Origin of the sequence: Polaromonas hydrogenivorans (assembly GCF_040105105.1) — a bacterium.
Classification (GTDB): Bacteria; Pseudomonadota; Gammaproteobacteria; order Burkholderiales; family Burkholderiaceae_C; genus Polaromonas; species Polaromonas hydrogenivorans.
Genome location: NZ_CP157675.1, coordinates 2,332,352 through 2,355,515, shown reverse-complemented (window position 1 = coordinate 2,355,515; position 23,164 = coordinate 2,332,352). Strand labels below are relative to the sequence as shown.

The window sequence follows — 23,164 nt, the reverse complement described above, 5'->3', positions numbered from 1 at the left end:
GTTCGGGGTAAAGATATTCGCCAGTTGTTGGACCGGCAGTTCGGCGTTGCCTACAGCTTGAACGGTGTGTATGACCTCATGAAGCGCTTGGGCATGGTATGGATTTCGGCCCGCGCCGTCAGTCCCAGTGCCGATCCGGTGGCACAAGCCGAATTCAAAAAAAAACTTCGTCCAGGAAGTCGCAGCAACGCTGCCCCCGAGCATTGCGCCTGAGCAAGTGGATGTTTGGTTTCAAGATGAAATGCGCATTGGCCAGCGCGGCACGCAAACGCGCCTGTGGGCGCGCAAGGGAACGCGGCCCCGGGTGGTGCGCCAGCAGCAGTCCGAATCGGCATACATCTTTGGCGCCGTCTGTGCGCAGCGCGATACGGCTGTTGGCCTGATCCTGCCGCAGGCCAATACCGAGGCGATGACCCTACACCTGCAGGCCATCAGCGAGGCCGTTCCTGCGGGGCGCCACGCGGTGCTGGTGCTCGATCGTGCAGGGTGGCATACCACCGCCAAACTGCCCCAGTTCTCCAACCTCTCATTGCTGCCGCTGCCCGCGGGTTCACCCGAACTCAACCCGGCCGAGCAGGTGTGGCAGCAACTGCGCGACCGGCACCTGGCCAACCGCTGCTATGACGGGTATGAGCAGATTGTGGATGCCTGCTGCGACGCTTGGAATGCCTTCACGCAAATCCCTGGTGCCATCCGCTCTTTGTGCTCCCGCAGCTGGGCAGTGCTGCCTTCAGCTTCGGTTATCTCATGACACGGGATTGGTATCAGGTAGTGGCTCTTTCCCCTTCCCCGACTGCGCAAGCGGACGCGAGCGAGACGGCTTTGCCGGGCGCCAAGCGTCGCCCCCTGCAAGGGGGAAAGGAACTACACGAAGCGAAGCGCAGTGAGGACGATGGGGGTGTACCAATCCCTAGTCGTTCAGCGCCTGCAGCAACTCGGTTTCAATCGCGATTTGCGCCTTGTTGTGCTGAAGCTCCGGGCCGTCGATCAGGAACGTATCCTCGACGCGCTCGCCCAGGGTCGTGACCTTGGCCAGCTTGACGTTGATGTGGTGGTTGGCCAGCACGCGGGCAATCAGGTAGAGCAGCCCGACCCGGTCGCTGGCCGACACGCTGAGCAGCCAGCGCTGGGCTTTTTCATCCGGGCGCAGGTCGATGCGCGGGGTGACCGGAAAGCTCCTGACGCGGCGTGACACCCGGCCCTTGCTGGGCGGCGGCAAGGGGCCGTGCTCTTCCAGCAGGCGGCCCAGGTTCACCTCGACCATGGTGGCCAGTTCGCGGTAATGCTCTTCCAGCGGCTGGCTGGCGACCTGGAAGGTGTCCAGGGCGAAGCCATTATTGGTGGTATGCACCTTGGCATCCAGGATGCTGAAGCCGGCCTGGTCGAAGAAACCGCAAATCCGCACGAACACATCGGGTTCATCGGGCGTATAGACCAGCACCTGCATGCCTTCGCCGGCCGATGAGTGGCGCACGCGGACCGTCACGACGGCCTTGCCGATGTGGCGCGACAGGTGCCGGGCATGCCAGGCAATATCGGCGGCCTCGTGGCGCATGAAATAACTCACGTCCAGCGTGTCCCACAGCGCCTTGTAGGCTTCGAACGGCTCGGCATGCAGGGCCAGCAGGGTCAGGGCCGCGCGCTTGCGGGCTTCGATTTCGGCGGCGGCATCCGGGGCGCGGCCGCCCAGCATGCGCAGCGTGTAGCGGTAGAGGTCTTCGAGCAGCTTGCCTTTCCAGGCATTCCAGACCTTGGGGCTGGTGCCGCGAATGTCGGCGACGGTGAGCAGGTACAGGGCGGTCAGGTAGCGCTCGTTGCCCACTCTTTTGGCAAACGCGGCGATCACGGTCGGGTTGCTCAGGTCTTCCTTCTGGGCCGTGCGGCTCATGCTCAGGTGCTCGCCCACCAGGAATTCGATCAGCTCGGCATCGGCTGCGGCAACGCCGTGCTGGCGGCAGAACAGGCGCACTTCCTTGCGGCCCAGCTCGGAATGGTCGCCGCCGCGACCCTTGGCAATGTCGTGGAACAGCGCGGCGACATACAGAATCCAGGGCTTGTCCCAGCCTGCGGCCAGTTGCGAGCACATCGGGTATTCATGCGAATGCTCGGCCATGAAAAAGCGCCGCATGTTGCGCACCACCATCAGGATGTGCTGGTCCACCGTATAGACATGGAACAGGTCATGCTGCATCTGCCCGACGATGTTGCGAAACACCCACAGGTAGCGGCCCAGCACCGAGGTCTGGTTCATCAGCCGCATGGCATGCGTGATGCCTTCGGGCTGCTGCAGGATGTGCATGAAGGTTTCCCGGTTGACCGGGTCAGTGCGGAATTTGGCGTTCATCACGCCCCGTGCGTTGTACAGCGCCCGCAGGGTGCGCGCCGACAGCCCCTTGATGCCGATGGAGCTTTCGTACAGCAAAAAGGTTTCAAGAATGGCGTGCGGATCACGCAGGTACACATCGTCGCTGACCACCTCCAGCATGCCGGCCTTGTCGAAAAACCTCTCGTTGATGGGGCGCAGCGGATAGTTGCAGGGGCTGAGCTGCTCCTCGATATTGAGCAGCAGGATCTGGTTGAGCTGCGTGACGGCCTTGGCGGTCCAGTAATAGCGGCGCATCAGCGCTTCGCTGGCCCGGCGCGGCAGCTTGCTGCCATCATCGGCGGTGGCCGAATAGCCGAAGGATTCGGCCACCGCCGTTTGCAGGTCAAACACCAGCCGGTCTTCGCGCCGGCCGGAAATGATGTGCAGGCGCGCCCGTATGAGGCTCAGCAGCGCTTCGTTGGCCTTGATTTGCCGTGCTTCAAACGTCGTGACCAGGCCGTTTTTGGCCAGTTCGTCCCAGGACTTGCCCAGGCCGGCGGCGCGCGCCACCCACAGCACCACCTGCAGATCGCGCAGGCCGCCGGGTGATTCCTTGCAGTTGGGCTCCAGGGCGTAAGGGGTGTTTTCAAACTTGTTGTGGCGCTGGCGCATTTCCAGCGTCTTGGCGACATAAAACGCCTTCGGATCAAGAATGGCGTCCAGCTGCGCCTGCAGGCGCTTGTAGGCCTCTTTCGAGCCGGTCACCAGGCGCATTTCGAGCAGCGAAGTCTGCACCGTGACATCTTTCGCCGCTTCCTCGGCGCATTGGGCGACCGTTCGCACGCTGGAGCCGATCTGCAGGCCGCAGTCCCAGCAGTTGCTGATGAAGGTTTCCACCCTGGCCTTGAGCGCCGGGTTGTTCTCGACATCGACCACGTCGTCCGGCAGCAGCAGTAGCACATCGACATCGGAATGCGGGAACAGCTCGCCCCGGCCAAAGCCGCCGACCGCGATCAGGCAGGCTTGCGGCGCAAACCCGGCTCGCTCCCACAGTCGCTGCAAGGTGGTGTCAGTCAGCCGGCCCAGCTTTTTCAGCAGGCCGTGAATGCCCCGGCTGGATGCCCGGCTGCCCGCCAGCGAGGCCAGCACGGCCGCCTTGCCGGCGCTGTATTGTTCGCGAAAAGAAGACAGTTCAGTCATGAAGGGAAAGCCTGACCTTGGAAGTTTGAAAAGGCAGTCCCGCAACGGGACTGGCGTCAGGCGTTGACTTGCGCGGGCTGGTGTTGCGGCACGAAGTCCGGAATCGGGGGGCTGCCGGCCGACAGTGTCAGCACTTCATAGCCGGTTTCGGTCACCGCGACCATGTGCTCCCATTGCGCCGAGAGCGAATGGTCGCGCGTCACGATGCTCCAGCCGTCTTTTTCGGCGCCGTCCTTGATGTCGCGCTTGCCGATGTTGATCATGGGCTCGATGGTGAACACCATGCCGGGCTTGAGTTCTTCCATGGTGCCGGGACGGCCGTAATGCATCACTTGCGGCTCTTCATGGAATTTGCGGCCAATGCCGTGGCCGCAAAATTCGCGCACCACCGAGTAGCCGTGCTTTTCGGCAAAGGTCTGGATGGCAAAGCCAATATCGCCCAGCCGCACGCCCGGCTTGACGCGCATGATGCCCTGCCACATGGCTTCGTAGGTAACCAGGCACAGCCGCCTGGCGGCAATCGAGCATTCGCCCACCAGGAACATGCGGCTGCTGTCGCCGTGCCAGCCGTCCTTGATGCCGGTCACATCGAGGTTGACGATGTCGCCTTTTTTCAGCGGCTTGTCGTTGGGAATGCCGTGGCACACCTGGTGATTGACCGACGTGCACAGGGATTTTGGATAAGGCGGGTAGTTGGGCGGACCATAGCCCAGCGTGGCCGGAACGGTGCCCTGCACCTCGACCATGTAGTCGTGGGCCAGCTGGTTGATGTCGTTGGTGGTCACGCCTGGTTTGACGAAAGGGGTGAGGTAGTCCAGCAATTCGCCGGCGAGTCTGCCCGCCACGCGCAGGTGCTCAATCTCTTCTGCATTTTTGTAAGTAATACTCATGCCGGAATTATCACACCGGTCTTCAGCAGCGTCGGGATATCAGCGATGCGGCAAGGGGTTTCGGCGCCACGAGGCCGAAGCCGGGGCGCTGATAAAATTGCCGCTTGACGCGCCCATCGCAGAATTTGGCCCGACTGCCGAAAAAAATCCTTCTGGCAGGGGTGTCAAACTCAAAAAATACAGCTTTCCGCTGCTACCTACCACCTTCACCAAAAGGCCACCGCTACCGTGACCCTGCACCTGACGACTTTTGAGGGCGAAGCCCACGGCATCAAGGCCCTGAGCGACTTTCGCGTCCAGCAACTTCTTCCCCGCCTGCAAGCCATCCACGAAAAAATCAATGGCATCAGTGCCCGGTTTGTGCATCTGGCGGCCACCGAGGCACCGCCTTCCGAGGCGCTGGCAAGCCAGCTTGCCGCCTTGCTGACCTATGGCGACCCGTGCCCGCAGCCTGCTCCCGATGCGGCCGACAGCGTGCTGTTCATCGTCTCGCCGCGCTTTGGTACGGTGTCGCCGTGGGCCTCCAAGGCCACCGACATCGCGCACAACTGCGGCCTGGCCGTCAAGCGCATCGAACGCATCACCGAATACCGCGTCACGCTCAAGTCTGGCTTTTTCAGCAAGTCCGCCTTGACCGAAACCCAGCGCGAACTGGTCGCGGCGCTGCTGCATGACCGCATGACTGAAAGCGTGGTCGCCGACCGGGCGCAGGCCGAAGCGGGCCTGTTCACCGAACTGCACGGCGCGCCGCTGCAGACCATTGCCGTGCTGACCGGCGGAAAAGCCGCGCTGGAGCAAGCCAACACCGAGTTCGGCCTGGCGCTGGCCGCCGACGAGATCGACTACCTCGTCAACGCCTTCACGCAACTGCAGCGCAACCCGACCGATGTCGAGCTGATGATGTTCGCGCAGGCCAACAGCGAGCATTGCCGGCACAAGATTTTCAACGCCGACTTCACGATTGACGGCGTGGCGCAGGACAAAAGCCTGTTCGGCATGATCCGCAACACCGAGCGGCTCAACCCGCAGCACACGGTGGTGGCGTATTCGGACAACGCTTCGGTCATGGAAGGCGCCAACATCCAGCGTTTTTATGCCAAATCGGCCGTTTCCGCAGATGGAACGGGCGCAGGCAGCTATCAAAGCTATAGCGCGATGGATGACGTGCTGACGCATGTGCTGATGAAGGTCGAAACGCACAACCACCCGACGGCGATTTCCCCGTTCCCTGGCGCCTCGACCGGTGCTGGCGGCGAAATCCGCGACGAGGGCGCGACCGGACGCGGCTCCAAACCCAAGGCGGGGCTGACCGGCTTCACGGTTTCCAAGCTGTTCGATGGCGACTACGGCAAGCCCGGCCACATCGCCAGCCCGCTGCAGATCATGACGGAAGGCCCGCTGGGCGGCGCGGCGTTCAACAACGAATTCGGCCGGCCCAACCTGAACGGCTATTTCCGCGAATACGAGCAGACCGTGGGCGGCCAGCGCTGGGGCTACCACAAGCCGATCATGATTGCCGGCGGCGTCGGAACGATTGATGCCCAGCTGACCCACAAGATTTTGTTCCCGGCCGGCACGCTGTTGATCCAGCTCGGCGGCCCCGGCATGCGCATCGGCATGGGCGGCAGCGCGGCGAGTTCGATGGCGTCGGGCGCCAACGCGGCGCAACTCGATTTTGATTCGGTGCAGCGCGGGAACCCCGAAATCGAGCGGCGCGCACAGGAAGTCATCAACCAGTGCGCCCAGCTCGGCCTGGCCAATCCGATCCTGGCGATTCACGATGTGGGCGCGGGCGGGCTGTCAAACGCCTTTCCCGAGCTGGTCAACGACGCTGGGCGCGGCGCGCGTTTTGACCTGCGCGCCGTCAAGCTCGAAGAAAGCGGCCTGTCGCCGAAAGAAATCTGGAGCAACGAAAGCCAGGAACGCTACGTGATGGCGATTGCGCCCGAGTCGCTGCAGCAGTTCGAAGCCTTCTGCGAGCGCGAGCGCTGCCCGTTCGCCGTGATTGGCGTGGCGACGGAGGAAAGGCAGCTTGTGCTTTCAGACAATGATGCCGCTGCCCCGGTTGATATGCCGATGAACGTGCTGCTGGGAAAACCGCCCAAGATGCACCGCGACGTGACCAGCTTGGCGCGCGCCATCAAGCCGATTGACCTGACCGGCGTCGATCTGCAAAAAAGCTGCATAGACGTGCTCAGCCACCCGACGGTGGCATCCAAGCGTTTCCTCATCACCATCGGCGACCGCACCGTCGGCGGCATGACGCACCGCGACCAGATGGTCGGGCCGTGGCAGGTTCCGGTGGCCGACTGCGCCGTGACGCTGGCCGATTACCAGGGCTTTGGCGGCGAGGCCATGAGCATGGGCGAGCGCACGCCGCTGGCGGCCGTGAATGCCGCCGCCTCGGGCCGCATGGCCGTGGCCGAAGCCATCACCAATTTGCTGGCCGCGCCGATTGAGTTGCCGCGCGTCAAGCTGTCGGCCAACTGGATGGCCGCCTGCGGCGAGCCGGGCCAGGATGCGGCGCTGTATGAGACCGTCAAGGCGGTCGGCATGGAACTGTGCCCGGCGCTGGGCGTGTCGATTCCGGTCGGCAAGGATTCGCTGTCGATGCGCACCGTCTGGAGCGACGATGGTGAAAATAAAAAGGTCACCTCGCCGGTCTCGCTGATCGTCAGCGCCTTCGCCACGCTGGCCGACGTGCGCGGCACGCTCACGCCGGAGCTGAACACGGTGGAGGCCGACACCACGCTGATCCTGATCGACCTGGGCAAGGGCCAGAGCCGCATGGGCGGCTCCATCCTGGCGCAAAGCTTGAGCCTGGAAGACGGCGAAGTGCCCGACCTGGACGACCCGCAAGACCTCGTCAACCTGGTCAACGCCGTCAATGAACTGCGCGCGCAGGGGCAAATCCTGGCCTACCACGACCGCAGCGACGGCGGCCTGTTCGCCACGGCCTGCGAAATGGCCTTTGCCGGCCATGTCGGCGTGTCGCTCAATGTGGACATGCTGCTGCTCGAAGGCGACGGCATCAGCGACAGCCGCATGGAGATGGGCGACAGCAAGAACTGGGCATCGCAAGTCAGCGGCCGCCGCGACGAGTTGACGCTCAAGGCGCTGTTCAATGAAGAGCTGGGCGCCGTCATCCAGGTGCGCACCGAGACGCGCAACGAGGTGATGCAGACGCTGCGCAACCACGGGCTGTCCAAATTCAGCCACTTTGTCGGCAAGACCCGGCCGCAGCACGCGTCGCTGGAAGTCGGCAAGGGCGAAGTCCAGGTCTGGCGCGACACCAAGGCCGTTTTCAAGGCCAAATTGCAGGATTTGCATCAGGTCTGGGACGCCGTGAGCTGGAAGATTTGCCAGAAGCGCGACAACCCGGCCGGCGCCGACGCCGAACACGCCGCCGCCGGCGATCCGGCTGATCCGGGGCTGCATGTGTTCCTCCCTCTCCCCCTGGGAGAGGGCCGGGGTGAGGGCTCCCCGCTTTCAGCCCCCGCACTGCTCCTGTCCCGCCCGAAAGTCGCCGTGCTGCGCGAGCAGGGCGTCAATTCGCATGTGGAAATGGCCTACGCCTTCACGCAGGCCGGTTTTGAAGCCATCGACGTTCACATGACCGACCTGCAGACCGGCCGCGCCCAACTGGCCGACTTTGCCGGCGTGGTGGCCTGCGGCGGTTTCAGCTACGGCGACACGCTGGGCGCGGGCATCGGCTGGGCGCGTTCCATCACCTTCAATCCGGCGCTGGCCGAGCAGTTCAGCGGCTTCTTCGGCCGCCGCGATACGTTCGGCCTGGGTGTGTGCAACGGCTGCCAGATGTTTGCCGAACTGGCTGACATCATTCCCGGCGCCGAGGCCTGGCCGCGCTTCACCACCAACCAGAGCGAGCGTTTCGAGGCTAGATTGTCCATGGTCGAAGTGCTGGAGTCGCCAAGCCTGTTCTTCGCCGGCATGGCCGGAACGCGCCTGCCGATTGCCGTGGCGCACGGCGAGGGTTACGCCAACTTCGCCCACCGGGGCGATGCGTCAGCCGCGATTGCCGCGATGCGTTTTGTGGACAACCACGGCCAGCCGACCGAAGCCTACCCGTTCAATCCGAACGGCAGCGCGGGCGGCCTGACGGCGGTCACGACGGCGGACGGCCGCTTCACCGCGATGATGCCGCACCCCGAGCGCGTGTTCCGCAACATCCAGATGAGCTGGACCGGCCTGGACCAGCGCGAACTCAGCCCGTGGATGCAGCTCTGGCGCAATGCGCGGAAGTGGGTGGGCTGATCTTGATCCCGGTTTAATAAGCGCTACAGGTAGCTATCGTAAAGATAGCTACCTTCGCTTGTCTGACGGGCGCTAGAGGTCTATTTTATGTATTACTCAAATGTGGCTGATTAGCGGCCACTTTCTACTAGAGCTAAAGACTTAAGTCGATGAAAGCTTGGTGTAGTTTTCCCCATGCCACCCGTATAGCCAATATAACCTCCTACAAATGTTTCGTAACACCCGCTGCGATTTAGACGAGTCAGCATTGCATCGATCTCATTAGGAGGAATCGCTAATTTGTCGGTGAGTTCGCTAGAAAATTCTTTCCAAAATCGCGTGGCGCACTGGAGATCATTTTCACTCTCACCCTTTGGATGACTTGACTCGTACTTGTCGAGAAGAGTAAGCACGGCTAGTTCGCGGTTAGACAGATCGTCGAGAATTCCGAGGTACTCTTCGTATTCATCGATGTCCGATAGTCGTCCATCAACGGCTGCGGCAAGAAGAAGACGGGCTAAAAACCTAATCTTTTCCGTTCGGTTTGTTTTGAAAGCTGCTTCAGTAGTGGCAAAGAAGCAATGGAGGAAGTCATTGTTATCCAGTAGCTCCTGCTTGAGTTCTATTTCTCCACGCGACAATTCATCGAAGAATTCGGTCATGCGGGTTGCTCTGATTGCTTGGACTTTAGTTAAGACGGCTGTGTCGATTGCCGATCCAATGCTAAGTGGAATTAATTGGACGAGTCCCCGCAGGACCGCACTTTCTTCATAACGCTGAATGAGATTCGTAAAAACTGGATAAAGGGGCATAGGGAGGTATTCGGTGGATATAGCCGTAGGGGATCACAAGTTTTCCCCTAGATGGCACTCATTATGGCGGTGCTTTCAGTGCTTTAAGCGGCGGATACAAGCTGAAATCGCTTCATTATTCATAGCGACTTATGCAAACGCCGTAAGCGGAAACCAGCTAAATAACACTCAAAGTCTGCCCCAGCCAGTGCTCGGCTCCCGGCGCCAGCATCACCCCATCCGGCTCGGCATTCGCCGCCTCGATGCAGAAAAAATCCTGCCAGCCGTCATTGGGCACGTCGGCGATGCTGCGGGCGCCTTCGCGGCCCGGGTTCCAGACCACCACGGACTGGCTGCCCTCGGTTTCAATCACGATGCTGCGCTGCCAGGCCGGGTCGGTCAGCGTGTAGCGCCCTGGAAACGAATCGCCCGATTTTTGTGCGGCATGGTAGATGCGGTCACAGGCCAGCTCTAACGCGAACGGGACTTGCTGCACGTCCGCCGCCATGCCGCGCAGCTTGTCCAGGTAGGGCAGGTCGATGAGGCCTTCGATGCCCACCTGCGCGGCGTGGCTGACGGCAAAGTAGCTGTGCAGCGCTTGCGTCAGCTGAAAAGTTTCACTGCCCAGGTTGCGCGTGTGCAGGGTCTGGCTCAGGGTTTCGCCCAGCGTGATGCGCAGGCTGACCTGCAGACCGGGCGCGAGTTCCGCAAGGCTGGACGAGGCATCGCCGGTGGCTTGCGCGCAGGGTACGAGGCTCAGGCTGATTTCATCGTCGCTGCTGGCGTGAATCGCGCTGACTTGCCACGGATTGACGCGCGCCGGGCCGTGCTGCAGCGCATCAAGGGGCATGCCCTGCTTGGCAAACCACGGCCAGCACACCGGTACGCCGCCGCGAATGGCGGCGGGCTCGGGCAGGGCCTCGGGAGACAGCCAGAGCACATCGCGCTGGCCCGTGGGCGTCCACGACAGCAGGTGCGCGCCGTGAAGGGCGACGATGGCGGTGCCGTGGCGGGTGGTCAGTTGCAGGGCGCTGTGGCCCGCATGCTGGAGGGGGGTGATCTGGGGTGGAAGGTGCATGGCCTGAATTATGGCAAGCCATGCGTTCCCCGATCAACTCAAAACGAATAGCCCATGGCCAGGGTAAACACCCGGGGCCTGAACTTGATGTCGGCGCTCCGCTCGATGCCCAGGGTGTTGGTGGTGATTTTGGATTTGACCTGCGCTGTTATCAGTGCCGCCGACAGCGACCACTGGTTGTTGATCCGGTAAGTCACGCCGCCCTGCAGGGCCAGGCCCACCGAATCTTCCAGCGAAACGGAGGTCGGGCCGCCATTGAGGGTGTCGCCGGCAGCGGTGGAATGGGTCTTGTCAAAGTTCGTGTAGTTGATGCCCACGCCTACAAATGGCCGCCAGGGACTGGTTTTTTCCAGAAACTTGTAATTGACGAACAGCACGGGCGCGACCTGCCGGACGGTTGCGGCGACCTGGCCCGACATGGCCTGAACGCTGGCGGGCAGGCCTGGGTTGTTGATTTTCAAGGCAATGTCATGGGTAGGCGAGTCACCCAAGGCGAGTTCCACATCCCACTGGTCGTTGATTTCGCGTGTATAGGAAAAGAAGGACGTTGTCTTGTTGCGCACTTCGACGCTGATGCCGCCCGGCGTGAAGGGTCCGGAAAAGTCGCTGGCGCTGGAATGGGGCTGCACATTGGCAACGCCAAGCTTGATGGTGTTTTGCTGCGCCATGGCCGGGGCTGCTGCAAAGGCCGCCACAAGGCTGGCGAGCATTAAATGCCTGTTTTTCATGAATCTGTCCTTGTGATTTACAAACCGGCAGCAGCGATCTGCTGGAAAAAACCGCGTGCCGCGGCATTGCAGAATGGCGGAACCAGCGAGCCGTGGTAAGCCTGCACGACGGCGGAGGCGCCGCCATCAGAGGCGCCCGCCGAAACGGCGGCGGCCGCCGTGCCGGCCTTGGCCTGGCCGAAGCCGGCCTTGACGGCGGCGTAAGGGTCGGCCGCGCCGGTAGGCGCCGAGTCCACATTGAGCACGGTCAGCAAACCCGCCGGCGGCGCTGCCGGCGAGGGGCTTGACCAGTAAGCCTGCATCAGCTGGGTGTTGACGTTGTAGAACACCGTGGGGTCGCCGCTGCCAGCGCACAGCAGCACGGGGCGTGTGGGCGTCCAGTTGCGCAGGTCGTTCTTCTTGGTGGCGATGCGTATCGGATGGGCCGGGTTGGCGGCTGGCTGGGCGGTGGTCACGCTCGGAACCGCGCCATCGGGATTGGCAAAGGCGTCGAGCAGAAAGTTCAGGCGCGCGGCGTTGGTCACGAGGTTGCTGGTGCCAAAGCCCAGGGCAAACAGCGGGGCCAGCTCGGGCGGTGTCGTCGGCGGGCTGATGGCGTTCAGCGTCGGCTGCAAAGACGCTGGCGAACCGGCCGGCGCGGTGGGCGGCGTGCGGCTGAACAACGCGGTTTGCGGCAGCTTTCCGCCCGGCGCGAACAGCGTTGAAAGCGGGGTGTCGGTCGGCAGCAGGGTGTCGATGCCGCTGGCGTAGGACGGCTCGTAGATGTCGGTGAGCTGGCTGTAGAGATTGCCGTAGGCCTTCTGGTAGCTGTTGACCAGCAAGGGGGAGAACAGTGTGCTGCCCAGGCCCACGTTGCCGTAGAAAATGGCATCGGTGTAGGCGGCCAGCGCGTAGGGGCCGGACATGGGCGCGCTGGCGGTCACGGGCTGGCCTGCCGCCTGCATCGCCTTGTGGGTGGCCATGGCCACATGGCCGCCTTGCGAATAGCCGGTGATGAAGAGCTTTCCGCTGTCCTGCACCGGCTGCAGCAAGCCGGGCAGCGCCTTGCGTGCGGCGCTCAGCGCGTCCATCATTTCCTTGGATTCCTGGTCGGCATTCAGGTAAGGGTGGTAGGGCAGTTTGGACGACTCGTAACCCGCGTAGTTGGGCGCCACCACGATGAAGCCCTGGGCCGCATAGATCGCGGCAATCAGGGCAGCTTCGGAATAGGCCGGGCTGCCCTCGTCGAGCAGGTTGGCCAGGTTGTAGCTTTTCACGGTCGTGGTGCCGTGCGCGTACAGCACGATGGGCCGGCTGCCGGTGCAGCCCGGGCCGCCCGACGGCGTCATCAGTGCGCCCGTGGCGTCGGTGCTTTCACTGGCGCCGCCCACGGTGCCGTAGTGGATGTACTGCACATCGACGCCGCACTTGGGCGTGCCGGCAATGGCCAGCAGGTTGCGGCCGCTGGCGCTTGCATTGAGTTTGGCGGCAAAGTCCCCCGCCGTGAAAAAGGCCGTGCGGATGGGCGGATTCTGGATCAGCGTACCGCGCGCGGGGCTGTTGTCCACCACGCCCAGGTTGCTTGGCGAGTCGCCGCCGCAGGCGACCAGTAACGATGCTGCCGCGACGATGCTCAATAAATGGATTGTTTTCATGCTGGCCCGTTTTGGAGGGGGTGGTGGAATAGAACGAACGTCCTATTTTCTTTTACAAATATTAACGAACTTGTCCCCGGCAGCAGGCCGGGTTATTACTTAGCCAGTCCCGGGCGTTGCAAAAAAACATCTGCGTAAACTCTGCGCCATGCTGTTTCGCCGCTTTGACTCCCTCGATGCCCTGCGCGGCATCGCCATCGTCTGGATGACGGCCTATCACTTCTGCTTCGACCTGAACCATTTTGGCTACCTGCAGCAAAACTTCTACACCGATCCGTTCTGGACCTGGCAGCGCAGCGCGATTGTCAGCCTGTTTCTTTTTACCGCCGGACTGGGCCAGGCAGTTGCCGTTCAGCAGAGCCAGACCTGGCCTAGGTTCTGGCGGCGCTGGGCTCAGGTGGCCGGGTCCGCGTTGCTGGTCAGCGCCGGCTCCTACGCGATGTATCCGCAAAGCTTTATTTATTTTGGCGTGCTGCATGGCCTGGCCGTGATGCTGCTCATCGTGCGCCTGACGGCCGGCTGGGGGCGCTGGCTGTGGTTTCTGGGCAGCGCGGCCATTGCCATGAAGTTCGTGGCGATTGGCGCTCATGCCGTGTGGCCTGGAATTGATTTTTTGAACCAGAACCTGCTGAACTGGCTGGGGCTGATCAGCCGAAAACCCGTCACTGAAGACTATGTGCCCCTTATTCCGTGGCTGGGGGTGATGTGGTGGGGCATGGCGGCGGGAAGCTGGGCGCTGCGCCGGCGGCCGCACTGGTTCGGGCTTCAAACGGGGCCGGCAGGCCGAGCCCTGGCCGGGCTGGGGCGCTGGAGCCTGAGTTACTACCTGCTGCATCAGCCGCTGCTGATCGGCCTCCTGATGGCCATCGGTGCGCTGAAATAAGCCGGTCCTGCGCTGCCTTAAATTCAGGCACCCTGGTGCCAGGCCGCGTCCTGTCACGCTTTGCGGACTTTTCCGGCAACTCATCAACAAAGTTATCCACAGGATGCTGGGACAACTTTAACGCTCGAAAAAAATGCTGTCCCAGGCAGGCGGCAACGTCCTACAGGTGGTTTTTCAGTGCCCCGGTACTTTAATGGCTGGCAATTCTGCCGGCTCATTCCTGACGACCATGCCCAAAACCACTCCACCGGCCAATGGCCAAAATCACTCCGGCAAAAGCGCTGCCAAAAACAGCAATGCCGCAAAAGCCGCAGCGTGCAATACCGACAGCGGCCCTGCCAGGACCCGTCCTGCGGCAGGCGGCGATGTTCTCGCTGAAAAAATGGCCCAGACCGAGACGCTGGCTGCCGCCATGCCGTTCAACGCCACCAAGCCCGCCGAGCATGGATTTGCCAACGCAATCGCGCCGCAGCAAGGGGCCACGGCCGAGCCTGCCTCAAGGCTGCCGACGGGCAGCACGCTGTCGGAAGAAAACGGCACTGAAAAAACCGGCAGCGTTGTGCCCGAAGGCGTGAATGCCACCATCGAGCCGCTGGACCGCGTGCGTGTGGATTCGTCCGGCCGGATGCTGACCACCAACCAGGGCGTGGCGGTGTCCGACAACCAGAACTCCCTGAAGTTTGGCCTGCGCGGGCCGGCGCTGCTCGAAGACTTCGTGCTGCGCGAGAAGATCACCCACTTTGACCACGAGCGCATTCCCGAGCGCATCGTGCATGCGCGGGGTTCCGGCGCCCACGGGTTTTTTGAATGCTATGCGCCGCTGACGCAGTACACCAAGGCCGCGCCGTTCAAGGAAGCCGGCAAGATCACGCCGGTGTTCGTGCGCTTTTCCACCGTGGCCGGCGAGCGCGGTTCCAAGGACACGGCGCGCGATGTGCGCGGCTTTGCCGTCAAGTTCTACACCGACGAAGGCAACTGGGATCTGGTAGGCAACAACATGCCGGTGTTCTTCATCCAGGACGCGATGAAGTTTCCCGACCTGATCCATGCCGTCAAGCCCGAGCCGCATCACCAGATGCCGCAGGCCGCCAGCGCGCACGACACGTTCTGGGACTTTGTTTCCTTGATGCCTGAATCCACCCACATGCTGATGTGGGTGATGTCGGACCGCGCCATACCGCGCAGCTTTGCGACCATGCAGGGCTTTGGCGTTCACAGTTTTCGTTTTGTCAACGAAGCCGGCGAGTCGGTGTTCGTCAAGTTCCATTGGAACCCGACCGCCGGCACGCATTCGCTGGTGTGGGATGAAGCCGTGAAAATTTCGGGCGCCGACCCGGACTATCACCGGCGCGACCTGTGGGAGCGCATCGAGTCGGGCGCTTACCCGGAATATGAACTGGGCGTGCAAATCTTCACCGAAGCGCAGGCTGAACAGTTCAGCTTCGACATCCTGGACGCCACCAAGATCATTCCCGAAGAGCTGATTCCGGTCCAGCCGGTCGGCCGCATGGTGCTCAACCGCAACCCGGACAACTTTTTCGCGGAAACCGAGCAGGTGGCGTTCTGCACCGCGCATGTGGTGCCGGGGATTGATTTTTCGAACGATCCGCTGCTGGCAGGGCGCATCCACTCCTATGTGGACACGCAGATTTCTCGCCTGGGCGGCCCGAACTTCCACGAGATTCCGATCAATTCGCCGATTGCCCCGGTTCACAACAACCAGCGCGACGGCATGCACCGCCAGGCCATTCCCCGGGGGCGCGTGGCCTATGAGCCGAACTCGCTGGCCGGCGGCTGTCCTTTCCAGGCTGGCGCGGCGCAAGGCTTTGTCACGGTGCCGGCCCGGCTGCAGGCGCAGGAGGAGCAAGCCAAGGTGCGCGGCAAACCCGAGAAGTTTGCCGATCACTACACCCAGGCGACGCTGTTTTATGAAAGCCAGACGCCGGCCGAGCAAGCGCATATCGCGGCCGCCTTTCGCTTTGAGTTGAGCAAGGTCACGGTGCCGGCCATTCGCCAGCGTACCGTGTCGATGCTGCGCAATGCGTCCGAAGCCCTGGCGCAAAAAGTCGCCGAGGGACTGGGAATGGACACGCTGCCCGACGCCATGCCCCTGGCGCTGGCCCAGCCGGCCAAGCCCGAGGTGACGGTTTCGCCGCCGCTGTCGCTGATGGCGCGTCTGGGCGACGGCAGCATCAAGGCGCGCAAGATTGCCCTGCTGGTTGCGCCCGGCGTCATGGGCGAGTCGATGGCGCAGGTGCAGGCTGCCTTGCTGGCCGAAGGCGCCGTCCCGCGTCTGGTGGCACCGCATATCGGCTCAGTCGCCACGGCCGAGGGTAAAACGCTCGATGCCGATGCTTCGCTGGAAAACGAGCCCGGCTTCCTGTTTGATGCGCTGGTGCTGCCCGATGGGCAAGCCGCTGTCGATGCGCTGGCGAAGGACGGCCACACGATGGAGTTCATCAAGGACCAGTACCGGCATGGCAAGACCATCCTGGCGCTGGGCGCTGCAAGCGCGCTGCTTGAAAAAGCAGGCGTGCCGGCCACGCTGCCCGACGGCAAGCCCGATGTCGGCCTGATCATTGCACCTTCGGGGAGCGCGGCCGATGCTGCGGCAACCTTTATCAAGGGCATTGCGCTGCACCGTCACCCGGCGCGCGAAACCGACCCGCCGCGAGTGTGAGCTTGCTCCGCCCATAAAAAAACGCGGCCAAGGCCGCGTTTTTTTATGGGCGCAATGGTTTGCTTATTCGACCTTGGCTTTTTTGCGCAGCTCTTCCTGGAAGGCGGCGAGCTTTTGCTGCTGCATCTGCTGGGCGATTTGCGGCTTGACTTCTTCAAAGGCCGGCAGCTTGGCGCTGCGGATGTCGTCCACGCGGATGACGTGGTAGCCGAACTGCGACTTGACCGGGGTGTCGGTCATCTGGCCCTTGTTCAGCTTGAGCAGGGCTTCGGTGAATTCAGGCACGTAGCTGGACGGGTTGGCCCAGTCTAGGTCGCCGCCCTTGGCGCCAGAACCTGGATCCTTGGATTGCTTCTTGGCGATGTCCTCGAACTTGCCGCCTTTTTTCAGGCTGGCAATGATGGCGGTGGCCTCGGACTCTTTTTCAACCAGGATGTGGCGCGCCTTGTATTCCTTGCCGCCGCTGGCTGCCGCGAACTTGTCGTATTCGGCCTTCAGGTCGGCATCGGTCACCGGGTTTTTCTTTTGGTAGCTGGCAAACAGTTCGCGGATCATCAGGGTCTGGCGAGCCAGTTCCATCTGCGCCTTGAAGTCGTCACTGGCGGCGATGCCTTGTTTCTCGGCTTCCTGCATGAACACTTCGCGGGCGATGACTTCTTCGCGCAACTGGCCTTCCATTTCAGGCGTGACCGGGCGGCCGGCCTTGGCGACCTGCTGGGCCAGCGCGTCGAGGCGGGTCTTGGGCACGGCCTTGCCGTTGACGATGGCGACGTTCTGGGCCATGGCGCCCTGGGCGCCCATGACCAGCAGGCTGGCCATGGCGGTGGCCAGTAAAAATTGTTTTTTCATGATCAAAGTGGAAATCCTTGGGAATGGTGCTTGTGAGGGGGTTTGATTGTTGCCAGCCGCAAGCCGGACCTTCTTGTGAAAGATCAAGCGCTTCAAACTGGCTTGATGATCTCAATGGCCAGGGCATGCAGACCCTGATCGATGAAATTTTGCATTGCATCATACACAAGCCGGTGGCAGGCGACGCGGCTCTTGCCGTCGAACGCCGGACTGGCAATGCGAACGCGAAAGTGCGAACCCATGCCCTGCGCATTGGCGCCGGAGTGGCCCGCATGCGCGGCGCTTTCGTCCAGCACTTCGAGTTGGGTCGGGGCAAGCCGTGTGTGGAGCTGCTGCTCAATTTCCTTGACGCGCACTGGCAGGGCTGCGTTGCTGCTGGATGAGGTGTTCATGAGGTGGTGTCCGGCTTGATGTGTTTGTTAAGGAAAAATGCCTGCGCCAGAACAAACACCAGCATCAGGCCCATGCCGCCGAACAGCTTGAAGTTGACCCAGGTGCTGGTGGGGAAATTGAAGGCGACCCAGAGGTTCAGGAAACCCATGGCCGCAAAGAAAGTCACCCAGCTGAAATTGACCTTGCGCCAGACCGCGTCGGGCAGGCTCATTTGCGCGCCCATGAGCGACTTGATGCCGTTTTTCCTGAACACCAGCTCGCCCACCAGCAGCGAAGCGCCCATCACCCAGTACAGCACCGTCGGCTTCCACTTGATGAAGCTTTCGCTGTGAAAGTAAATCGTGGCGCTGCCCAGCGCGGTGACCAGCGCAAGGCTGACCCAGAGCATGGTATCGACCTTGCGGCCGCGCGCCTTGAGCCACAAAATTTGCGCCAGCGTGGCGACGATCACCACCACCGTTGCCAGCAGCACGGGGGCTTCGGCCGGGCCGACCACGCCGCCCGAGACCATGAAGCCCAGCCAGTCGGTCGCGGTGCCGGCCGCCCAGTCCTTGTGCCCTTCGGCGTACTTGAACATGCCGAAGAAAAGCGCTATCGGCAGGAAATCGAACAGAATTTTCATGGGGTAATTATGGCTTGCGCCTGCCGGCTGGAATCGACGGGTCGGCGTGCAGGCAGGTTGATGGGTTGGCGTTCAGCGTGGTTTGAAATCCAGCGAAGCAGAATTCATGCAATAGCGCAGTCCCGTTGGCGTGGGTCCATCGGGAAAAACATGGCCCAGATGGGCGCCGCAGTTGGCGCAAACGGTTTCGGTGCGTGTCATGCCGTGGGCCTTGTCCACATGCTCTTCAATCGCGCCTTCCTTCACTTCCTGTGAAAAACTCGGCCAGCCGCAGCCGGCGTCGAATTTGGTGGACGAGTCGAACAGCTCGGCGTCGCAACAGATGCAACGGTAAGTGCCTTCGGCATAGTTGTCCTCGTATTTGCCGGTGAACGGGCGTTCGGTGGCGGCGTGGCGGGTGACGTTGAAGGCCACGGGTTCGGCGCCTTTTTCAGCCAGCAGGGTTTTCCATTCGGCATCGGTTTTCTGGATCTTGGCGCTCATGATGTTTCTATCCTGGTATTTAGGTAAAAGGGTTTACGAACTGCAACTGATGGCAATCGACGCTGCCCAGTCGGGCGGGAAGCCGGCAAAGCTGTCGTGTCCGTCATGTTCGTCAAAGGGGGCTTGCAGCAGCGTCAGCAGGGTATCGACCTGCGAAAAGTCTTTTAGTTTCGCCGCCTGGATGGCTTCTTCGCCCAGGTGGTTGCGCAGCACGTATTTTGGATTGCTTTTAAGCATCAAATCGGCCCTTTGCGCAATATCCACGGGCATGATCCGCTCTGAATACTGTAGCGCCCAGGCATTGAAGGATTCCAGGTCGAAAAACAGGTCGCGCACCGGCTCGTGGCCGCTTTGCGCGGTAAAGCCGCACAGCCGGCGCCAGAAAATCGTGTAGTCCACCTTATTGCTGGCCAGCAGCCGGAAGGTGCTTTCGATCAGCTGGCCGTCGCCTTCATGCTCATCGGGTAGCCCCAGCTTGGCGCGCATCCGGGCCTGCAGCGCCTCCGGGAACACGGTTTTGTACGACTCCAGCGCGGCCAGCGCGTCTTCCTGGTTCTCGATCAAGGGCAGCAAGGCCTGGCCGAGGCAGAACAGGTTCCAGTACGCCATGTTGGGCTGCTTGTTGTAGGCATAGCGGCCATGGTCGTCCGAGTGGTTGCAGATGTGGCCGGGGTCGAACGCATCGAGGAACTGGAACGGGCCGTAGTCAATCGTCAGCCCCAGGATGCTCATGTTGTCGGTGTTCATCACGCCATGGCAAAAGCCGACAGCCTGCCAGGCCGCCATCATGTGCGCGGTGCGTTCGCTGACGGCCTGGAGCAGCGCTGCATACGGCTGCCTGGCCTCGCGGCAGTCGGGATAAAAACGGGCTATGACGTAATCGGCCAGCGCCTTGAGCTGCGCCGGTTTGTTGCGGTAGCTGAAATGCTCGAAATGGCCGAAGCGGATAAAGCTCGGCGCCGTGCGCGTCACGACGGCCGCGGTTTCGATTTCCTCGCGCCGCACTGCCGCATCGGAGCCGGTCACGCACAGCGCGCGCGTCGTGGGAATTCCCAGGCCATGCATGGCTTCGGAGCACAGGAACTCGCGGATCGAACTGCGCAGCACGGCCCGGCCGTCGCCCATGCGGGAATAGGGCGTCTTGCCCGCGCCTTTGAGCTGGACTTCCTGCGGCCCCTTGGGCGTTTCGAGTTCCCCGAGCAGGATGGCCCGGCCGTCGCCCAGTTGTCCGGCCCAGACGCCGAACTGGTGTCCGCTGTACACGCTGGCCAGCGGCCTGGCGCCGGGCAAGGGCTGGTTGCCGCTCAAGGCGGCCAGCGTCTCGGCCGACTCCAGCCATTGATCGTCCAGCCCCAGTTCGTGCGCCAGCGCGCGGTTGCGCCCGACCCAGTACGGCGACGGCAGGGGGCTGGGCGCCAGATCGGTGTAGAAATTGGCACCCAGTCCGGCAAAGCTGTTGACCCATTTCAGGTCAGGCGCGGCAGGATGGGGGCTGGTGGTTGTTGGGGTGTCGAAGGCAGTGCTCATGGCTTTATTGTGCTATGGGGCAAGCAGCCGTGTGCAGCCAGGGATAAGGGTTGTGTATTGCGTTGCAAGGTGTCGCCAAGGTGGCATGGCTACGGAGTTTCCCGAAGCTGGCCGGTGAATGCCGCCTGTACCATGCAAACCGGTTCAGACGATTTTCATGGCAGCCCGAGCGGGCGATAAAAAAAGGACGCAGACAATGTTAGGTTTAATGCAGAACCAGCCCTTGCTGATTTCATCACTGATCGAATTTGCCGCGCGCCACCATGGCGATGCGCAAATCGTCTCGCGCCGGGTCGAGGGCGACATCCACCGCTACACCTACAAGGAGGCGGCCCGGCGTTCGCGCCAGGTCGCCCATGCGCTGGACGCCTTGAGCCTGAACTTCAGCGACCGCGTGGCCACGCTGGCGTGGAACGGCTACCGGCATTTCGAGCTGTACTACGGCGTCAGCGGCTCGGGCCGCGTGCTGCACACGCTGAACCCACGCCTGCACCCTGAGCAGATCGCCTGGATCGCCAACCACGCCGAAGACCAGGTGCTGTGCTTCGACCTGAGCTTTTTGCCGCTGGTGCAGGCCTTCCACGCCAAATGTCCGACCATCAAGCACTACATCGCGCTGTGCGATGCGGACAAGCTGCCGGTGGATTCGGGCATTCCCAACTTGCAGAGCTACGAAAGCTGGATTGCCGCGCAACCGGGCGACTACGACTGGCCAGAATTTGATGAAAACACGGCGTCGAGCATGTGCTACACCAGCGGCACCACCGGCCATCCGAAGGCGGCGCTGTACAGCCACCGCTCCAGCACGCTGCACGCGTATGCGGCGGCCTTGCCCGACGTGATGGGCATCTCGGCGCGCGATGCGATCTTGCCGGTGGTGCCGATGTTTCACGTCAATGCCTGGGGCCTGCCGTATTCAGGCGCGCTCACCGGGGCCAAGCTGGTGTTCCCCGGCCCGGCGCTCGACGGCAAGTCGGTGTATGAGCTGATCGAGGCCGAAAAAGTCACCTATGCCGCCGGCGTGCCGACGGTCTGGCAAATGATGCTGACGCACATGAAGCCCGAAGGCCTGCGTTTTTCAAGCCTGCGCCGCACCGTGATTGGCGGCTCGGCCTGCCCGCCGGCCATGATCCAGGCCTTCAGCGACGACTACGGCGTGGAAGTGCTGCACGCCTGGGGCATGACCGAAATGAGCCCGCTGGGAACGCTGTGCACGCTGAAGAACAAGCATGACGGCTTGTCGGCCGACGAGAAGATGAAGATCCGCCTCAAGCAGGGACGCGCGATTTACGGCGTTGACATGAAGATCGTCGATGGGGCCGGCAAGGAATTGCCCTGGGATGGCAAGACCTATGGCGACCTGATGGTCAAGGGGCCGTGGATCATCCGTGAATACTACAAGGGCGAGGGCGACCCGCTGGTCGATGGCTGGTTTCCGACCGGCGACGTGGCCACGATTGACGCCGACGGCTACATGCAGATCACCGACCGCAGCAAGGATGTCATCAAGTCGGGCGGCGAATGGATCAGCTCGATTGACATTGAAAACATCGCCGTGGCGCATCCTGCGGTGCTCATGGCCGCCTGCATCGGCGTGGCGCATCCGAAATGGGACGAGCGGCCCATCATCGCGGTGGTGAAAAAGCCGGGCATGGACGTCAGCCGCGAAGCGCTGCTGAAGTTCTACGAAGGCAAGACCGCCAAATGGCAGATTCCCGATGACGTGGTGTTTGTCGATGCCATCCCCATGGGCGCGACCGGCAAGATGCTCAAGACCCGGCTGCGCGAGATGCTGAAAGACTACAAGCTGCCGCAAGCCTGATAAATCTGAAGCCATGCAGCAAGGCCCGACTTACCATCGGGCCTTTTTCATTCAGGCATTCGACGCGACCATGACTCTGGAGTTCTTCACCATTTCCCTGCTCAACGGGCTGAGCTACGGGCTGCTGCTGTTCATGCTCAGCGCGGGGCTGACGCTGATTTTCAGCATGATGGGTGTGCTCAATTTTGCCCATGCTTCCTTCTACATGGTGGGCGCCTATGTGGCCTACAGCCTGTCGCAGGTGATGGGTTTCTGGTGGTCGCTGCTGGCCGCGCCGCTGGTGGTGTTTGCGCTGGGCGCGGCCTTCGAGCGCTTTTGCCTGCGCCGGGTCCACCAATTCGGCCATGTGCCCGAATTGCTGGTGACGTTTGGCCTGTCCTACCTGCTGCTCGAAGTCGTCCAGCTCATCTGGGGCCGTGCGGCGGTCAATTACGCCTTGCCCGGTGAATTGCAGGGGCCGCTGTTCACCGTGTTCGGCACCCACTTTCCCAAGTCGCGCGCCTTCATCATGTTCATCTCGCTGGCCATGCTGGCCGGCATCTGGCTGCTCTTGAGCCGCACCCGCATCGGGCTGGTGATCCAGGCGGCGCTGACGCATCCGGAAATGGCGCAGGCGCTGGGCCACAATGTGCCGCGAATCTTCATGCTGGTGTTCGGCGGCGGCGCGGCGCTGGCCGGGCTGGCCGGCGTGGTGGGAGGCACTGCCTTTGTCACCGAGCCCGCCATGGCCGGCTCGGTCGGCGCGATCATCTTCGTGGTGGTCGTGGTCGGCGGCCTGGGTTCACTCAGCGGGGCTTTTCTGGCGTCGATTCTGATCGGGCTGGTCCAGACCTTCGCGGTCGCGATGGACCAGTCGCTGATGACGCTGCTGGCGCGCTTGGGCTACGTGGTCACGCCTGAAACCTTGGGCTATCCCTTGCTCAAGCTCACCATTTCGCAGGTGGCGCCCGTCCTGCCATTTTTGCTCCTGGTGTTGATGCTGATCTTCCGGCCCCAGGGCCTTCTGGGCACGCGGGAAGGTTAAG

18 protein-coding genes are annotated in these 23,164 nt (G+C 62.3%); 7 read left to right on the top strand and 11 right to left on the bottom strand.

Annotated elements, in window-relative coordinates:
- The first annotated feature begins 24 nt into the window (after window positions 1–24).
- Window positions 25–213, top strand: a complete 189-nt coding sequence (locus tag ABLV49_RS11295; protein WP_349276507.1) for a helix-turn-helix domain-containing protein — start codon at window positions 25–27, stop codon at window positions 211–213.
- A complete protein-coding gene (locus ABLV49_RS11290; RefSeq protein ID WP_349276506.1) occupies window positions 128–751 on the top strand; it encodes an IS630 family transposase in 624 nt (207 codons plus the stop codon). The genes ABLV49_RS11295 and ABLV49_RS11290 overlap by 86 nt, the downstream gene beginning before the upstream one ends.
- Window positions 752–910: 159 nt before the next feature.
- Here the strand turns inward: ABLV49_RS11290 and ABLV49_RS11285 are convergent, their stop codons facing one another.
- Both ABLV49_RS11285 and map read right to left on the bottom strand, forming a co-directional pair.
- Complete coding sequence (locus ABLV49_RS11285; protein WP_349276505.1) at window positions 911–3,505, bottom strand: [protein-PII] uridylyltransferase; 2,595 nt, start codon at window positions 3,503–3,505, stop codon at window positions 911–913.
- Window positions 3,506–3,561: 56 nt separating this feature from the next.
- Window positions 3,562–4,395 carry a type I methionyl aminopeptidase gene (gene map, locus ABLV49_RS11280; RefSeq protein WP_349276504.1) on the bottom strand — a complete coding sequence of 278 codons (834 nt, stop codon included), beginning with the start codon at window positions 4,393–4,395 and terminating at the stop codon, window positions 3,562–3,564.
- Between the two features lie 228 nt (window positions 4,396–4,623).
- On the opposite strand from map, the gene purL reads away from it, so the two are divergent.
- Window positions 4,624–8,670 (top strand): phosphoribosylformylglycinamidine synthase, encoded by a 4,047-nt coding sequence (purL, locus tag ABLV49_RS11275; protein ID WP_349276503.1) that lies wholly within the window; start codon window positions 4,624–4,626, stop codon window positions 8,668–8,670.
- A gap of 110 nt (window positions 8,671–8,780) precedes the next feature.
- Here the strand turns inward: purL and ABLV49_RS11270 are convergent, their stop codons facing one another.
- From ABLV49_RS11270 to ABLV49_RS11255, 4 genes are all read right to left on the bottom strand, one after another.
- On the bottom strand, window positions 8,781–9,461 hold the full coding sequence (locus ABLV49_RS11270; protein WP_349276502.1) for a hypothetical protein: 681 nt from the start codon (window positions 9,459–9,461) through the stop codon (window positions 8,781–8,783).
- Window positions 9,462–9,618: 157 nt separating this feature from the next.
- A complete protein-coding gene (locus ABLV49_RS11265; protein WP_349276501.1) occupies window positions 9,619–10,518 on the bottom strand; it encodes a D-hexose-6-phosphate mutarotase in 900 nt (299 codons plus the stop codon).
- Between the two features lie 38 nt (window positions 10,519–10,556).
- Entirely contained in the window at window positions 10,557–11,228 is a 672-nt protein-coding gene (locus tag ABLV49_RS11260) for an OmpW/AlkL family protein (protein WP_349276500.1), read from the bottom strand.
- 35 nt (window positions 11,229–11,263) lie between these two features.
- Window positions 11,264–12,880: an alpha/beta hydrolase family protein gene (locus ABLV49_RS11255; RefSeq protein ID WP_349276499.1), complete on the bottom strand. Its 1,617-nt coding sequence runs from the start codon at window positions 12,878–12,880 to the stop codon at window positions 11,264–11,266.
- Between the two features lie 148 nt (window positions 12,881–13,028).
- Between ABLV49_RS11255 and ABLV49_RS11250 the strand changes: the two genes are divergently transcribed.
- Window positions 13,029–13,763, top strand: coding sequence for a heparan-alpha-glucosaminide N-acetyltransferase (locus ABLV49_RS11250; protein ID WP_349276498.1), 735 nt, complete (start codon window positions 13,029–13,031; stop codon window positions 13,761–13,763).
- Between the two features lie 229 nt (window positions 13,764–13,992).
- A complete protein-coding gene (locus tag ABLV49_RS11245; protein ID WP_349276497.1) occupies window positions 13,993–16,443 on the top strand; it encodes a catalase in 2,451 nt (816 codons plus the stop codon).
- A 63-nt stretch (window positions 16,444–16,506) separates the two neighbouring features.
- Here the strand turns inward: ABLV49_RS11245 and ABLV49_RS11240 are convergent, their stop codons facing one another.
- The 5 genes from ABLV49_RS11240 to ABLV49_RS11220 all read right to left on the bottom strand — a co-directional run bounded on the left by ABLV49_RS11240 (window position 16,507) and on the right by ABLV49_RS11220 (window position 20,317).
- On the bottom strand, window positions 16,507–17,292 hold the full coding sequence (locus ABLV49_RS11240) for a peptidylprolyl isomerase (RefSeq protein WP_349276496.1): 786 nt from the start codon (window positions 17,290–17,292) through the stop codon (window positions 16,507–16,509).
- Window positions 17,293–17,384: 92 nt separating this feature from the next.
- Window positions 17,385–17,684, bottom strand: coding sequence for a BolA family protein (locus ABLV49_RS11235; RefSeq protein WP_349276495.1), 300 nt, complete (start codon window positions 17,682–17,684; stop codon window positions 17,385–17,387).
- Window positions 17,681–18,307 (bottom strand): septation protein A, encoded by a 627-nt coding sequence (locus ABLV49_RS11230; RefSeq protein WP_349276494.1) that lies wholly within the window; start codon window positions 18,305–18,307, stop codon window positions 17,681–17,683. The genes ABLV49_RS11235 and ABLV49_RS11230 overlap by 4 nt, the downstream gene beginning before the upstream one ends.
- A 72-nt stretch (window positions 18,308–18,379) precedes the next feature.
- Window positions 18,380–18,790 carry a peptide-methionine (R)-S-oxide reductase MsrB gene (gene msrB / locus ABLV49_RS11225; protein ID WP_349276493.1) on the bottom strand — a complete coding sequence of 137 codons (411 nt, stop codon included), beginning with the start codon at window positions 18,788–18,790 and terminating at the stop codon, window positions 18,380–18,382.
- A 33-nt stretch (window positions 18,791–18,823) separates the two neighbouring features.
- Window positions 18,824–20,317, bottom strand: a complete 1,494-nt coding sequence (locus tag ABLV49_RS11220) for a protein adenylyltransferase SelO (RefSeq protein WP_349276492.1) — start codon at window positions 20,315–20,317, stop codon at window positions 18,824–18,826.
- A gap of 196 nt (window positions 20,318–20,513) precedes the next feature.
- Between ABLV49_RS11220 and ABLV49_RS11215 the strand changes: the two genes are divergently transcribed.
- Window positions 20,514–22,139: a 3-(methylthio)propionyl-CoA ligase gene (locus tag ABLV49_RS11215; protein WP_349276491.1), complete on the top strand. Its 1,626-nt coding sequence runs from the start codon at window positions 20,514–20,516 to the stop codon at window positions 22,137–22,139.
- A gap of 70 nt (window positions 22,140–22,209) precedes the next feature.
- Complete coding sequence (locus ABLV49_RS11210) at window positions 22,210–23,163, top strand: branched-chain amino acid ABC transporter permease (RefSeq protein ID WP_349281681.1); 954 nt, start codon at window positions 22,210–22,212, stop codon at window positions 23,161–23,163.
- The last annotated feature ends 1 nt before the right edge of the window (window position 23,164 follow it).

Coding starts and splice junctions, on each gene's coding strand:
- ABLV49_RS11285 (WP_349276505.1), bottom strand. CDS start 3,505: ATGACTGAACTGTCTTCTTTTCGCGAACAATACAGCGCCGGCAAGGCG.
- map (WP_349276504.1), bottom strand. CDS start 4,395: ATGAGTATTACTTACAAAAATGCAGAAGAGATTGAGCACCTGCGCGTG.
- ABLV49_RS11270 (WP_349276502.1), bottom strand. CDS start 9,461: ATGCCCCTTTATCCAGTTTTTACGAATCTCATTCAGCGTTATGAAGAA.
- ABLV49_RS11265 (WP_349276501.1), bottom strand. CDS start 10,518: ATGCACCTTCCACCCCAGATCACCCCCCTCCAGCATGCGGGCCACAGC.
- ABLV49_RS11260 (WP_349276500.1), bottom strand. CDS start 11,228: ATGCTCGCCAGCCTTGTGGCGGCCTTTGCAGCAGCCCCGGCCATGGCG.
- ABLV49_RS11255 (WP_349276499.1), bottom strand. CDS start 12,880: ATGAAAACAATCCATTTATTGAGCATCGTCGCGGCAGCATCGTTACTG.
- ABLV49_RS11250 (WP_349276498.1), top strand. CDS start 13,029: ATGCTGTTTCGCCGCTTTGACTCCCTCGATGCCCTGCGCGGCATCGCC.
- ABLV49_RS11245 (WP_349276497.1), top strand. CDS start 13,993: ATGCCCAAAACCACTCCACCGGCCAATGGCCAAAATCACTCCGGCAAA.
- ABLV49_RS11240 (WP_349276496.1), bottom strand. CDS start 17,292: ATGAAAAAACAATTTTTACTGGCCACCGCCATGGCCAGCCTGCTGGTC.
- ABLV49_RS11235 (WP_349276495.1), bottom strand. CDS start 17,684: ATGAACACCTCATCCAGCAGCAACGCAGCCCTGCCAGTGCGCGTCAAG.
- ABLV49_RS11230 (WP_349276494.1), bottom strand. CDS start 18,307: ATGAAAATTCTGTTCGATTTCCTGCCGATAGCGCTTTTCTTCGGCATG.
- msrB (WP_349276493.1), bottom strand. CDS start 18,790: ATGAGCGCCAAGATCCAGAAAACCGATGCCGAATGGAAAACCCTGCTG.
- ABLV49_RS11220 (WP_349276492.1), bottom strand. CDS start 20,317: ATGAGCACTGCCTTCGACACCCCAACAACCACCAGCCCCCATCCTGCC.
- ABLV49_RS11215 (WP_349276491.1), top strand. CDS start 20,514: ATGTTAGGTTTAATGCAGAACCAGCCCTTGCTGATTTCATCACTGATC.
- ABLV49_RS11210 (WP_349281681.1), top strand. CDS start 22,210: ATGACTCTGGAGTTCTTCACCATTTCCCTGCTCAACGGGCTGAGCTAC.